Source organism: Streptococcus periodonticum, from assembly GCF_003963555.1.
In the GTDB taxonomy this organism is placed as follows: Bacteria; Bacillota; Bacilli; order Lactobacillales; family Streptococcaceae; genus Streptococcus; species Streptococcus anginosus.
The window spans coordinates 192,241-206,819 of sequence record NZ_CP034543.1 but is presented as its reverse complement, the minus strand read 5'-3'; the positions used below and the strand labels follow the sequence as shown (position 1 = coordinate 206,819).

General features: G+C 40.2%; 15 protein-coding genes. All 15 read right to left on the bottom strand.

Going from position 1 to position 14,579, the window contains the following annotated elements:
* Positions 1–195 precede the first annotated feature (195 nt).
* Positions 196–1,395 carry an acetate kinase gene (locus tag EHW89_RS01075; RefSeq protein WP_126466442.1) on the bottom strand — a complete coding sequence of 400 codons (1,200 nt, stop codon included), beginning with the start codon at positions 1,393–1,395 and terminating at the stop codon, positions 196–198.
* A 46-nt stretch (positions 1,396–1,441) separates the two neighbouring features.
* Entirely contained in the window at positions 1,442–2,395 is a 954-nt protein-coding gene (locus EHW89_RS01070; protein ID WP_126466441.1) for a class I SAM-dependent methyltransferase, read from the bottom strand.
* Between the two features lie 84 nt (positions 2,396–2,479).
* Positions 2,480–2,806, bottom strand: a complete 327-nt coding sequence (gene comGG, locus EHW89_RS01065; RefSeq protein WP_018543596.1) for a competence type IV pilus minor pilin ComGG — start codon at positions 2,804–2,806, stop codon at positions 2,480–2,482.
* Positions 2,787–3,224 carry a competence type IV pilus minor pilin ComGF gene (gene comGF, locus EHW89_RS01060; protein ID WP_003032293.1) on the bottom strand — a complete coding sequence of 146 codons (438 nt, stop codon included), beginning with the start codon at positions 3,222–3,224 and terminating at the stop codon, positions 2,787–2,789. The genes comGG and comGF overlap by 20 nt, the downstream gene beginning before the upstream one ends.
* Positions 3,208–3,501, bottom strand: a complete 294-nt coding sequence (comGE, locus tag EHW89_RS01055) for a competence type IV pilus minor pilin ComGE (protein WP_003032294.1) — start codon at positions 3,499–3,501, stop codon at positions 3,208–3,210. Before comGE ends, comGF begins: the two co-directional genes overlap by 17 nt.
* On the bottom strand, positions 3,473–3,901 hold the full coding sequence (gene comGD / locus EHW89_RS01050) for a competence type IV pilus minor pilin ComGD (RefSeq protein ID WP_003026995.1): 429 nt from the start codon (positions 3,899–3,901) through the stop codon (positions 3,473–3,475). The genes comGE and comGD overlap by 29 nt, the downstream gene beginning before the upstream one ends.
* The gene (comGC, locus tag EHW89_RS01045) at positions 3,861–4,178 is read right to left on the bottom strand and encodes a competence type IV pilus major pilin ComGC (protein WP_126466440.1); all 318 of its coding nucleotides are present in this window, start codon (positions 4,176–4,178) and stop codon (positions 3,861–3,863) included. The genes comGD and comGC overlap by 41 nt, the downstream gene beginning before the upstream one ends.
* Positions 4,175–5,197, bottom strand: coding sequence for a competence type IV pilus assembly protein ComGB (gene comGB, locus EHW89_RS01040; RefSeq protein WP_193552982.1), 1,023 nt, complete (start codon positions 5,195–5,197; stop codon positions 4,175–4,177). Before comGB ends, comGC begins: the two co-directional genes overlap by 4 nt.
* A complete protein-coding gene (comGA, locus tag EHW89_RS01035) occupies positions 5,139–6,080 on the bottom strand; it encodes a competence type IV pilus ATPase ComGA (protein ID WP_126466438.1) in 942 nt (313 codons plus the stop codon). The genes comGB and comGA overlap by 59 nt, the downstream gene beginning before the upstream one ends.
* Before the next feature lie 69 nt (positions 6,081–6,149).
* Complete coding sequence (locus tag EHW89_RS01030) at positions 6,150–6,515, bottom strand: DUF1033 family protein (RefSeq protein ID WP_126466437.1); 366 nt, start codon at positions 6,513–6,515, stop codon at positions 6,150–6,152.
* Between the two features lie 188 nt (positions 6,516–6,703).
* Positions 6,704–8,050 (bottom strand): type I glutamate--ammonia ligase, encoded by a 1,347-nt coding sequence (glnA, locus tag EHW89_RS01025; RefSeq protein WP_126466436.1) that lies wholly within the window; start codon positions 8,048–8,050, stop codon positions 6,704–6,706.
* 38 nt (positions 8,051–8,088) lie between these two features.
* Complete coding sequence (locus tag EHW89_RS01020) at positions 8,089–8,448, bottom strand: MerR family transcriptional regulator (protein WP_003028467.1); 360 nt, start codon at positions 8,446–8,448, stop codon at positions 8,089–8,091.
* Between the two features lie 76 nt (positions 8,449–8,524).
* Positions 8,525–9,055 carry an FUSC family protein gene (locus tag EHW89_RS01015; protein WP_126466435.1) on the bottom strand — a complete coding sequence of 177 codons (531 nt, stop codon included), beginning with the start codon at positions 9,053–9,055 and terminating at the stop codon, positions 8,525–8,527.
* A 514-nt stretch (positions 9,056–9,569) separates the two neighbouring features.
* The gene (locus tag EHW89_RS01010; protein WP_021001230.1) at positions 9,570–10,769 is read right to left on the bottom strand and encodes a phosphoglycerate kinase; all 1,200 of its coding nucleotides are present in this window, start codon (positions 10,767–10,769) and stop codon (positions 9,570–9,572) included.
* Positions 10,770–10,916: 147 nt separating this feature from the next.
* On the bottom strand, positions 10,917–14,555 hold the full coding sequence (gene rpoC, locus EHW89_RS01005) for a DNA-directed RNA polymerase subunit beta' (RefSeq protein ID WP_126466434.1): 3,639 nt from the start codon (positions 14,553–14,555) through the stop codon (positions 10,917–10,919).
* Between the last annotated feature and the right edge of the window lie 24 nt (positions 14,556–14,579).

Below are 14,579 nucleotides of genomic sequence, written 5' to 3'. Positions count from 1 at the left end.
TTCTCCTACCTGTACGGTTGATTCAGACATTTTTATTCACATTTTATGTTCCAGGAGCATTAGGTAATCACTTCAACAATCTTTTTTCAAACTAAAAATGAAAGAGAGTGAGACAGACAGCCATGATTGCTGCGCACTCATGGCTGTCTGTCTCAGCTTCTCTTCTTAAATATTATGACTTGTAAATTCCAAGTTTTATTTTTGGTTTTTGAATCGCTCAACATCACGTGCAATAACTAATTCTTCATCTGTAGGAATGACAAGCACTTTCACCTTAGCAGCATCACTTGAGATGATCCCTTCAGCTCCACGTACATTTTTTTCCGGTAAAATATCGCAACCAAACCAAGATAGACCTGAAATAACAGCTTCGCGCACCTCATCAGAATTTTCTCCGATGCCAGCTGTGAAAATAATCGCATCCGCACCATTTAAAACAGCAAAATATTGACCGATATGTTTTTGAATGCGATCAACAAAAATGTCAAAAGCCAGTTTACAATTATGATTGCCTTCATGCATTCCTGCAATAATGTCGCGCATATCACTTGATGTTTCAGATACTCCTAGAAGCCCAGACTGTTTGTTTAAAATATAATTGATGTCTTCTGGTGTATTAAAATCTTCTGTATGCTCTATCAAATAAGGAATGATAGCCGGGTCAATATCCCCTGTGCGAGTTCCCATCATCACGCCACCTAGCGGAGTAAAGCCCATTGAAGTGTCTACAGAAATTCCTTTATCAACCGCTGTAATAGAAGCGCCATTCCCAATATGACAAGTAATTAGCTTCAACTCTTCAAGTGGCTTACCAAGCGTTTTGGCGGCTTCCTTGGCAACATACTGATGACTTGTACCATGAGCGCCATATTTGCGAACCTTGTTCTCCGTATAGTACTTAGTCGGTAATGGATAACGATAGGCTTTTTCTGGCATTGTTGTATGGAAAGATGTATCAAACACAACGACACTTATAATGTCTGGCAACAATTCTTTAAAGGCACGAATTCCTGCTGCATTTGCTTTGTTATGAAGTGGTGCAAGAAGCGCTAATTCTTCTACTTTTTGAATCACTTCTTCGCTATCAACAAGTGCAGATTCTTTAAAGTATTCACCACCTGCAACAACACGATGACCGACACCTGTGATTTCTTCATAGGATTTGATAATACCAAAGCGCATCAAGTCATCTAACAAAATTTTTACAGCTTGCGTATGATCATCAATATCTAAAATTTGCTTTTCTGCACGACCATCAAATTTTACTGTTGAAATGGAGCCCTTGAGACCAATCCGTTCAATCAGCCCTTTGGCAATAACCTTTTCAGCTGGCATTTCGTATAATTGCCATTTTAGACTTGAACTTCCAGCATTGATTGAAATTGTTTTTGACATAAACTACCTCTTTTAAGCGTTTTCATTTATTATATCAAAAACTTGTTTAAATTTCACTTTCTTGGCTCCAATTTTGAAACTTTTCGCTAAATGTCAATAAATCCGCTTGATTCTGCAAATCAGATAAAGCATAAACAAATGGTTTGACAGCTTGTTCATCTTGCTTTTTCAGTACAAAAATTGTTTTAGCGTATGCTGCATTTCCAAAAAGAGACTCTGGTAACGCAATCATTGCAACTATTTGTGCATGCTTTTGTAGCCATTTCTTCAATAAATCACTTTGCGAACTAGTCAATAAATCATTTGGTGCAAGGAAAATAGCATAACCGCCTGATTTGAGATACTTGAGCGATTGTTCCATTAACAAATGATGAGCATAGGTATGATCCTGTGTACTAGCCACTTCATAGCGCGCCGCAATGCTATCATCAGGATAAAAGCCAACTGGTAAATCACTGATAATCACATCGCTTTCTTTCAATACTTGCGGACGCACTGCATCACCTTGCACAAAACTAACTTTTGCATCCATCACATCTGCGATACTGGCTGATATATCAATTAGCAGATCGTCCAATTCCAGTCCTAGATAATCCATATTTTTTTGTGTATTATTGAGAATCGTCTCTGCTAAATTCCCCATTCCGCTACCAATTTCCAAAATATCAATGTGTTCTTTTTTACTCAATTGGTCAATGAGAAAAGTTAAGATAAACCCGATAGAATCTGGAGTAAATTGATGATTGGCTTGCAAAGGCTCTGTTTGAGCTGCTTTCATCAGCAAAAATTGGTAGGCTCGGCGCCATTCCTCTTTACTTAATTTCAACGCTTTCAGTTTTTCATTGTTCTGCCGAACACTATCTAGTTCAATATCCCCGTCCAGATAGCTGCCATTTTGCTCTATCAAAGCATCATAAAAGCTCGTTAAAAGATCATTTTGGATTTCTTGGACATTTTCTAACAAGAGCATATAGGTCTGTTCAATTTTTTCAAAATTCATAGCATCCTCCGCTCCCTATCATACCAAAATTCAGCTCTTTTTGCGAGCGAATCCTCAGTTACTTACATACAGTTCTATTCTCGCTTATTTGTCTAGTTTGTCATTGTTTTGGCTGGTCTTCTCAAGCGGAAAAGAAAATTGATAACGGCGACCAGTCTTCATTGTTACGGTCAGGATGAGTTCTTTCTCACTCTTTTGGTCTTGGACATGCCCTTTATCAAATTCTCTTTGCTTAGAATTTTTATTTGCTAGAAGAGCCATTGTATAAGCCTGTGTTCCTTCTTTGTTCAAAGCAAAATTCCTGTGATTAGCAGTTTGCCGATGAAGGTAAAATTGCAAAAGCAAGCTAAAGACAGCTGTTATAAAAAGGGCATAGAGCATAATACCTGCTTTAACTCTTTGTTTCCACACAATAGACGAACTCCCTTTCCAATCCTCGCTTAAACGTCATTCTGATATGAATCAGCTCATTTTTCTGTGAGATTTCTGCTTTTTCCACATCATAAACCATCGGCTGGTAACCTTTCCCATTCGCATTAGTTTTTCTGAAATCCTGTCCACTTGACTTTCCAAATGCAATCACCTTGCCGTCCTGTTTCATATATAAACGATTATTCTCCACCTTTTCAAATGAAGAACGAGCCAACTCTGCTTCTAGTTGATCTGCAAACAAAAGCCATTCTCGTTGTTCACTGTGTTGACGAGCTTGGACTTCAGAAGCTAGAAGGCGCGTCATAGATTGAAACAGCAACACACTTCCACTAATGACAAAGAGGGCAACCAGAGCCTCTAAAAGGGTAAAAGCTTTCACTTTATTTGCCTTGAACATCAAGAATTAGTTCCCTTCCATGATAAATCTGAATACCTTGTTGACTTGTTTCAACACGCACTTTAATACCATTCATTGTCAGATGACTTTGCTTTGTTTGCAAAGCCATTTTAGCTACCCTTAAAACTTCTTCTTCTCTAAGCAAGTCATTTTCTGCTTTTCGAGACTGGTGAATTTGTCCCAACAACAGGGTCACAATTGTCGCAAAAACAGCCAAAGCCAGCAGCGCCTCTAATAAAATCGTTCCTCTAACGCGTTGTTTTCTTAAATTTCCCATTTCCTAGATATAATTGATACGTAACTGTCTGCTTTTTCGTCTGAAAGACAATCTTTCCGAGCGATGAATTGCCACCAGCCTTATCAAAATGAAGTGTCAACTCATCTGGAGCTTGAATCGAATGAGGAACCGCTAGCTGAGTATAACCATTGGAAATCCTCTCGCGAGAAAAACTCATGTCCAGCTGACTTTGAGCCGAGCTACTCAACTTCTGACTTTCCCGATAAAAATGCTCAAACTCCAGAAAGAAAATCTGCTCTTCCACCTGTTCAAAAGAAGAACGAACAGAGCCCGACACCGCAAGCAATAAGAAACTCGTTATAAATAATGTCAGCAAACTTTCCAAAAGCGTAAATCCCTTAATCTGCAACAGAACGAGCTTCTTTTGTATGTTTCGCATAGTAAGCCTTATAAGATGCTGCCTGCTTGTCTGTAATCGTGCCATCGTTGACTAATTTTGAGAGTGTCGCTTTTTCATTGGTGTGATTGACCTCAAATAGCTCCGCCTGGCTTTCCACAACTTTTACCACCGCTGCATTTCCTTTTTCCGTCACCGCTTCTTTTTGCTTAGTCAAATTCGGCACGAACAAAAGCATCAAAACACTGATGATAAGAAGCACGACTAACATTTCTACCAAAGTAAAACCTTTAACCTTCAAACTTTTTAATTTTTTCATAATTGAACCTCCATATTTTGATAAATTGGCAGCAACATGGCTGCATATAACAATACAATCATCAAGGCCACAAAGACAAACGCTAGTGGCTGAATAACATTCATCGCTTGATGAACACGTTTAAAAAATGTCTCCCATGTTTTTTGGGCATAAACTTCTAATTCACATCCCAATTTGGATTTCACTTCACCGTATTCAATTATCAAGCCTAATTCCTTTTTAAAAAATGGATAATATTTCACTACTTGTGAAAATTCCTGGCCATTTTGCAGCGCAACTTCTAAATCTTTTCCAATTTCTTGAAACATAGCAGAGCGTTGCCCTTGCATCATCTGAAAAATCTGACTGAGTTCTAAACCTTGACCAATCATATTTCCCCATTCTCTCGCATAATAAGCTGTCAAATAGGTTTGAATAAAAGTGCCAAAAAAAGGAAGTCGAGCCAACAAACGAAATGCTGCTATTTTGGAGCTTTTCTGAAACCAATAAAAACCTATCACGAACAAAACAAAGACTACCCCTAATGAACCCAGAAAAAGTTGCGGCAAATTACTGATAATCTGCGTTGCTACATTTTGACGATCGAGTTGCGGGAGTAAATAATTACGTAATCCCAGCATAATGAATATCAAAAAAACAAACAAAATAAAGGGATAAGTCGCCACTTCAACCAACTTTTTCTTAATTTTTGAGACATTTTCCAAGTATTCCTCAATCTTACTCAGACTGAGTGAGAGATTTCCGTGTAATTCTGCCAGCGAAAGTTGTGTTACCACATTATCTGAAAAACCTAAACTAGCCATAATGTCCGAAAAAGGCTTTCCTGTTGACAAACCCTCTTTCATCCTGTCCACATAGACTTCTTCTAACAAGGCACTTCGCTTCAAAAAGTCGATAATTTCTGCCAAATGAAAGCCACTAGAAAAAAGATTATTCAGCAACTCTACGACCTTTTTCTGCCTAACTGTGGATAATTTTTTCCGCTTCTGCCTGCTCAAGATTGATATGTCCTGCTGCATGAAGCTGATCAATCTGCCTATTCCAATCGATTGGCTCGTGTTCTTGATACTTCTCACTGACAAAATCCACTATTCCTCCTTTCGCAATTAAGCGTTGGTAACAAATCCCTTGTAAGACAACTTTCAGCTCGGCTTCTGTCACTCCCAACTCCAGCAACCGTTCATAGACACCTCGTACGCTTTTAGCATGAATAGTTGAAAAAACAGTCACTCCCGTTAAGCTAGCTCGAACAACTGCCCTTGCTGTCTCTGCATCACGAATCTCTCCGATAATCAATAAATCTGGTCGATGCCGAAGAGAAAGTTTAATCAAACTTTCATAAGTTAAACCAATCGCTTCGTTCAGCTGCAGCTGTAACATCCCTGCTTGTTTGATTTCAACCGGATCTTCAATTGACATGATTTGCTGATCGGCAAAACGCTCTTGAGCCAACTGGTGCATAAGAGTAGTTTTACCACTTCCTACCGGTCCCGAAAAAAGATAAAGCCCTCGTTGTTTGAAGCGTTCTTTTAACTCTGGGATTTGAGCAAACCAAAACTTCAACTCTGCCTCTTCATCATGCAATAAACGAATCACCAGACTTTCGTATCCACGATAATCCCCTACTGTTGATAGTCGTAATGACGTTTTCTTATCACCATATTGATAATCACAAGATCCTAACTGGCTTCTACGTTTTTCGCCGACATTCATCCCAGCAGTAAACTTGAAATGACTGATTACAGCAGCTAGCTCTTCAAATTCATAATTGCATATAAAACGGCGTTCATCTCCAATTCGCATATACAACTCGTAAACATTTTCCTTCGGAACAAAATAAATGTCCTGTGCTCGTTCTTCCTTAGCCTGACAAATAATAGCCTGTGCAATGTTTTGAACCATATCTCCTCCTCACTTTATATTATTCGCAGAAGAAAATAAAAAAATGATGAAAAATCACCATTTTGTAAATTATTTAAACGTTAGAGAGCAAGCACGGTGTTCCTCTTCACTATTTTGTTTATTATAGCCCGGTCTCCATTTCTCTTTAGGAATGACACCATCATTTTCCAACAAAGCGAGAGAATGATACTGCTGAACAGAGTCGCCACATTCCTCGCACCAGCGCAAATCTCCTGTATCCCAAAAAATAGACATCAAATCACTTCGACTTTTATAGAAAGGAAAAGTAGCTGCTAACTTCAGCCATTGGCGTTTATAATATTTTAAAGCAGCATAATAGTTATCAAAATGCTGTACTGATACGATATTAGCTTCCCAGCCATCGAAAAACCACCACGGTTCATCTTTGCCATACATTTCAATAACACGATACACCTGCTTCACCTCCCTTTGTTCTGTTTATTATACCGAAAATGTCATAATTTTCAATAAATATGCTCCATTATACAAGTTTTTTCGCCATTTGCTCAAAACTGTAGAAAAAAGTGTCATTATTCTGATTAGTCGTTTTTCATTCATCAGATAAGAAAACGAGACTTTTTCTAAGCCTCATTTCCAATTTATTAATACAAATCAAGGTAGTTATCTACTTCCCATTGGGAAACGAAAGTGGCATAGCTTGCCCATTCGATGCGTTTTGCTTCTACAAAACTTGTATAGATATGACTACCCAAGGCAGCTTTTACAACTTCATCTTCTGTTAGTGCTTTTACCGCATTGTGGAGAGTAGATGGAAGATCCGTAATCCCTGCTTCTTTACGCTCTTCTGCTGTCATAACATAGATATTTTCTTCAATTGGAGCAGGTGCTTCAATTTTATTTTCAATCCCATGAAGTCCAACTTCAAGAAGAACCGCCATAGCGATATAAGGGTTAGCCATTGGGTCAACAGAGCGCAATTCCAAACGGGTTCCCATACCGCGTGAAGCTGGCACACGAACAAGCGGAGAACGATTCCGTCCTGCCCAAGCAATATACACAGGAGCTTCATAACCCGGAACCAAACGTTTATAAGAGTTAACAGTCGGGTTCATGATAGCTGTATAATTGTAAGCATGCTTAATCAGACCACCAAGGAAATAATAGGCAGTTTTTGATAATTGCATGCCATTTGGATCTTCTGGATCAAAGAAAGCATTCTGACCGTCTTGATTAAAGAGCGACATGTTACAGTGCATACCTGAACCAGCAATACCAAATTTTGGTTTTGCCATAAAAGTAGCGTACAAACCATGCTTGCGGGCAATTGTCTTAACAACCAGCTTAAACAACTGAATCTTATCACAGGCACGGAGAACTTCATCGTATTTAAAGTCAATTTCGTGCTGACCGATAGCTACCTCATGGTGACTGGCTTCTACTTCAAATCCCATTGTTGTAAGGACATTGACGATTTCACGGCGTGTATTGTCAGCCAGGTCAGTCGGAGCAAGGTCAAAATAGCCACCCTTATCATTTACCTCAAGAGTTGGATCACCATTCTCATCAAGTTTAAATAAGAAAAATTCTGGCTCAGGACCTAAATTAAAGGATTTGAATCCTAATTCTTCCATGTGACGTAAAGCGCGTTTCAAATTTCCACGCGGATCCCCTTTAAAAGGCGTTCCTTCCGTCGTATAGACATCGCAAATCAGTCCTGCGACACTTCCGTTTTCGTCTCCCCAAGGGAAAACCGTCCATGTATCCAAGTCAGGATAAAGGTACATATCTGACTCATTGATACGCACAAAACCTTCAATGGAAGATCCGTCAAACATTACTTTATTTGACAAAACTTTATTCAGCTGTTCATCGGTCGCTGGAATTTCAACGTTTTTCATTGTTCCCAAAACGTCTGAAAACATCAAACGGATAAAGGTAACATTTTTTTCTTTCACTTCGCGACGAATGTCAGCTACTGTAATTGGCATGAGTATCTCCTTATGAAATTTAAAAAAATTGATATTGGTCAATGCATACGACCAAATGGTGGAAGGGAAGAAGCAAAGCGACCTTGTTGTAAAATGTCTTTATGAAGGGCTCGACGAACGTCTTTCTCACTCACCGGCTTCTTGTATTTCGCTTCGCGCTCGGCATATTTTCGCTTAATCGCAGCAATATTGTAACCTTCTGAAATGTAATCTTTAATCTCCAACAAGCGATCCATATCATTTAATGAATACATGCGGCGATTTCCTTCATTTCGATCAGGCTTGATCAATTCTTGATCTTCATAATAACGAATCTGACGTGCTGTCAAATCCGTCAATTTCATAACGCTACCAATGGGAAAAACAGCCATATTGCGACGAAATTCTTTTTCCTTCATTGCAAATTCCTTTCTCATGCTCTATTATAATCTGAAAAAATTTCTATGTCAAGAACCCATGTTATATTTTCTAACATTATTCTTCGTTTTTTAATTTCAATACTTTCCGCAAGCGATCCACATCAGAATTGACCAGCATGGCAACGAAAACCCCCATGAAAGTCTCAAAGACACGTGCAAATACATACAAAACTGTCTCTCCTGTTGGAATAGATAAAGTAATAATCAGCATGGCAGAGACACCACCAATCACTCCCGCTTTGTTGTTCATAGCAACATTTGTCATAATCGTTAACATCGTACAAATAGGAACGACCAGTAAGGTCACCCAAAACTGCTCATGAAACAGGTTATTGATGAGAAAGAAGAGCAAGGCATACAAACCACCAATGCTATTTCCTAAAATACGAGAGGTTCCAAAATGGACGCTCTTATCAAAATCTTCACGCAAACTGAAAACAGCTGTCAGAGAACCGATCTGCAATCCTTTCCAACCAAAAAGCCCAAAGATAAGAAGAACAATAAAAACCGCGACCCCCGTTTTAAAGGTTCGCATTCCTAATTTAAATTTCGACTTATCAAACTTATACTTTTTAAAATAACCCATTCACGCATTTCCTTTTACCTTTATTCTAACATATTTTAGAGAAAAGATAATAATGATTACAAGAAATGAAAACAATTTCTTTTCATTCTAAAAAGTTGAAGCTTGTGCCACAAATCCTAACTGCAACCTTAAAGTACTGCTGTGAGCAATCAGCTACTGCAGTCATCATTTATGATTACATAAATTTAAGACTGGAAATTTTTTGTTCCAGTCTCCTTTAGAATTATTGTTCCATAAGTGCTGCAAGAGCTGGCAGTACTTTATCTTTACCTCCACTGATTTTCTTAGCTCACTTCGTTTCGCAGAAAATCTAGCGTGTGCACTAGAAAAGAGCTGACATCCAGCCCTTTTCATCTACTTATAGCGCAATAGCTGAATGGCAGTTCACTTCGCTAAGCTCGTGACCAACCTATTCAGCCTTGCAGGGTTCAACTCTTCCAGTGGATGAGTTGAAGTTGTTCCCTAAAAATCAGAAATGACAATCAACGAAATCATAGATTTCTGACTGACCGCCTTATTTTTCTGTAAGAGCAGCCAATCCTGGCAATACTTTACCTTCAAGAAGCTCCATGCTTGCGCCTCCGCCTGTAGAAATCCATGAGAATTTGTCTGCACGACCAAGGTTGATAGCTGCCGCTGCTGAGTCACCACCACCGATAATAGATTTCACGCCTGGTTGTTTCACGATAGCATCCATGACACCGATTGTACCAGCTTGGAAGTCAGGATTTTCAAAGACACCCATTGGACCATTCCAAACAACTGTTTTCGCACCAGTTAATTCTTGGTCAAATTTAGCGATTGATTTAGGACCGATATCCAAACCAAGGAAGCCAGGATCTACTGCTTCACCGTCAGTATCTTTCACTTCAGTGTAGTCCGCAAAAGCATTTGCTTCTTTCGAGTCAACTGGCAAAATCAATTTACCGTTTGCTTTTTCAAGCAGAGCTTTTGCAACCTCCAACTTATCTTCTTCTACAAGTGAGTTACCGATTTCGATACCTTGTGCTTTGTAGAAAGTATACGTCATACCACCACCGATAAGCACTTTATCAGCTTTTTCAAGAAGATTTTCGATAACACCAATCTTGTCTGATACTTTAGAACCACCAAGGATTGCTACGAATGGACGAACTGGATTTTCAACAGCTTCTTTGATATAAGCAATTTCGTTTTCAAGAAGGAAACCTGCAACTGCTTTCTCAACGTTTGCTGAGATACCTACGTTAGATGCGTGAGCACGGTGAGCTGTACCAAATGCATCATTTACAAAGATACCGTCTCCAAGGCTTGCCCAATATTTACCAAGTTCTGGATCGTTTTTAGATTCTTTCTTCCCATCAACATCTTCAAAACGAGTGTTTTCAACAAGAAGAACTTCACCGTCTTTAAGGGCATTGATAGCTGCTTCAAGCTCTGCTCCACGAGTTACTCCTGGAAGGAAAGCAACATCTTGACCTAATTTTTTAGCTAAATCAGCCGCAACTGGTGCAAGAGATTTTCCTTCTTTATCAGCTTCTTCTTTCACACGTCCAAGGTGAGAGAAAAGAATAGCACGTCCACCATGTTCAAGGATATACTTGATTGTTGGAAGAGCAGCTGAGATACGGTTGTCGTTTGTGATAACTCCGTCTTTAAGCGGCACATTGAAATCAACGCGAACAAGGACTTTTTTGCCTTTCAATTCAACGTCTTTAACAGTAAGTTTTGCCATGTTACAAAAACTCCTTTTTCTATTTTATACGAAACTATTATATCATATTTTCTAAAAGTTTTCTTGATATAAAGAAAGTTTTCACAAAATAATTTGACTAAAATATGAAATCTAAATACGAAAGAGCCGAGAAGGCTCGACTCTTTATTATTCTACTGGAGTAGTTTCTTCCACAGGTTCTGTTACGGTTGTATCTTCGATAATTTCGACTTCATTGACAGCTTGCGGTTCAAGGTTACGGTAACGAGCCATACCTGTACCAGCTGGGATGATTTTACCAATGATAACATTTTCCTTAAGACCAAGCAAGTGGTCTTTCTTACCACGGATAGCCGCGTCTGTGAGGACACGAGTGGTTTCTTGGAAGGAAGCAGCTGACAAGAAACTATTTGTTTCAAGAGATGCTTTAGTAATTCCCATGAGGACTGGGCGAGCAGTCGCAGGAACTCCTCCAGAGATAACCACATCACGGTTAGCATCGGTAAAGTCTGTGATATCCATGAGTGTACCCATGAGAAGGTCTGTATCTCCTGGATCCATGACACGCACTTTGCGAATCATCTGGCGAACCATTACCTCAATGTGTTTGTCACCGATTTCTACCCCTTGGCTACGGTAAACCTTTTGTACTTCAGCAAGCAAGTAAGTTTCAACAGACAAGACATCACGAACAGCCAGCAAGTGCTTAGGCTGAATAGACCCTTCTGTCAAAGCAGCACCACGAGAGATTTTATCTCCTACAGCCACTTTCATGCGAGCTGTAAATGGTACAACGTATTCTCCTTCACCAGTTGCACCCTTAACAAAGACTTTCTTAGTCCGAGTAGAAGCATCTTCTTCAATTGCAGTCACTTCGCCTTTAACTTCAGTAATAACTGCTTCCCCTTTCGGATTGCGGGCTTCAAAGATTTCTTGGACACGAGGAAGACCTTGTGTGATATCGGTATTAGAGGCAACACCACCCGTGTGGAAAGTACGCATTGTAAGCTGTGTACCAGGTTCACCGATAGATTGGGCAGCAATCGTTCCGACTGCCTCACCGACTTCAACCGCATCACCCGTTGCCAAGTTGATACCGTAACAACGACGGCAAACTCCATGACGTGTATTACATGTAAAGACAGAGCGAATAGTGACTTCTTCGACACCAGCGCTAACAATCTCATGCGCCATATCTTCTGTAATCAATACGTCTGGACCAACGATGACTTCGCCTGTTTCAGGATGTTTAACAGATTTCTTCGTATAACGACCAATCAAGCGTTCTTCTAATGGCTCAATCATTTCTTTACCATCAGTAATTGAGCGGATAACAAGACCACGATCGGTTCCACAGTCGTCTTCACGGATAATCACATCTTGCGCCACATCAACCAAACGGCGAGTCAGATAACCTGAGTCAGCTGTTTTAAGGGCTGTATCAGTCATCCCTTTACGAGCACCGTGAGTAGAGAAGAACATTTCCAAAACAGACAAACCTTCACGGAAGTTAGATAGAATAGGCAATTCCATGATGCGGCCATTAGGAGCGGCCATCAAACCACGCATACCAGCAAGTTGTGAGAAGTTAGAAATGTTACCACGGGCTCCAGAGTCCATCATCATAACGATTGGGTTCTTAGAATCTTGGTTGGCAACCAAACGTTTTTCCAATTTTTCACGAGCTGCACGCCATTCAGCAGTAACTGCATTGTAGCGTTCATCGTCTGTAATCATACCACGGCGGAATTGTTTGGTGATTTGTTCCACACGTTTGTGAGACTCTTCGATAATTTCTGCCTTATCTTCAACGACCGGAATATCAGCAATCCCTACTGTCAAGCCTGCTAACGTTGAATGATGATAGCCAAGATCTTTCAGACGGTCAAGGAAAGCAGATGTTTCAGTTGTACGGAAACGTTTGAAGATTTCAGCAATGATATTTCCAAGATTTTTCTTCTTGAATGGTACATTTAATTCTAGCTTACTGATAGCTTCTTTGACATCTTGACCAGGTTCTAAGAAATACTTAGCTGGCACACCTTCTGCCATGTTTGAAGCATTTGGTTCTTGCAAATATGGCAATTCATCTGGCATGATATCATTAAAAAGAATCTTACCCACTGTTGTCAAGAGGATCTTGTGTTTTTGATTTTCTGTCCATGGTTTGTTTAAACTATCTGTTGCAATCCCAACACGCGTATGTAAGTGAACATAGCCATTACGGAGAGCCATTACAGCTTCATCACGGTCTTTAAAGACCATTCCTTCTCCTTCACGACCAGCTTCTTCCATAGTCAGGTAGTAGTTCCCCAAGACCATATCCTGTGAAGGGGTTACTACTGGCTTCCCGTCTTTTGGATTGAGGATGTGTTCGGCTGCCAGCATGAGAATCCGTGCTTCTGCTTGAGCTTCTTCTGACAAGGGCACATGGATAGCCATTTGGTCTCCGTCAAAGTCGGCATTATAAGCCTCACACACAAGTGGGTGCAAACGAAGAGCCTTCCCGTCAATCAAGACTGGCTCAAATGCTTGAATTCCTAATCTGTGAAGCGTCGGTGCGCGGTTAAGGAGCACTGGGTGTTCTTTAATCACATCTTCTAAAATATCCCAGATGCGTTCATCATTCCGTTCTACCAAGCGCTTAGCAGCTTTGACATTTTGCACAATATCACGCGCGACAATTTCACGCATGACAAATGGTTTGAAGAGTTCAATAGCCATTTCACGTGGCACACCACATTGGTACATCTTGAGTGTCGGACCTACCGCAATAACCGAACGTCCCGAGAAGTCAACCCGTTTTCCGAGCAAGTTTTGACGAAAACGTCCTTGTTTCCCTTTGAGCATGTGGCTCAATGATTTGAGCGGACGGCTTCCTGGTCCAGTAATAGGACGACCACGACGACCATTGTCAATCAAAGCATCAACCGCTTCTTGCAACATCCGCTTTTCATTTTGCACGATGATTCCAGGAGCATTTAGTTCCAAAAGACGTGCCAAACGATTATTCCGATTGATAACACGACGGTAAAGGTCGTTCAGGTCAGAAGAGGCAAAACGTCCACCGTCCAACTGAAGCATTGGACGTAAGTCTGGCGGAATAACTGGCAAGATGTTTAAGACCATCCATTCTGGCTTGTTACCAGATTTTTGGAAGGCATCTAAAACATCCAAACGACGAATAGCCTTGACACGTTTTTGACCAGTTGCCGTTTTTAATTCATCTTTGAGCTCTGCAATTTCTTTTTCCAAATCTACTTGTTTCAAGAGATCTTGAATTGCTTCAGCACCCATTTTTGCAACAAAGGAACCTTGACCATATTCCCGTAAGCGTTCACGATATTCCCGCTCCGTCATAATGGATTTGTGCTCAAGTGGTGTATCTTTAGGATCAATCACCACATAAGCTGCAAAATAGATGACTTCTTCAAGAGCACGAGGGCTCATGTCCAAGGTCAAGCCCATGCGACTTGGAATTCCTTTAAAATACCAAATATGAGAGACTGGGGCTTTCAACTCAATATGTCCCATGCGTTCACGACGAACTTTGGTACGAGTTACTTCAACACCACAACGATCACAAATGATTCCTTTATAGCGAATCCGTTTATATTTTCCACATGCACATTCCCAGTCTTTCGTAGGACCAAAGATGACTTCATCAAAAAGTCCTTCGCGTTCTGGTTTTAGTGTGCGGTAGTTAATTGTTTCAGGTTTCTTCACTTCTCCATAAGACCAAGAGCGGACTTTACTAGGAGAAGCTAGGGTGATTTGCATACTTTGAAAACGATTTACATCAACCACTATTTCTTACCTTTCTTTATTATC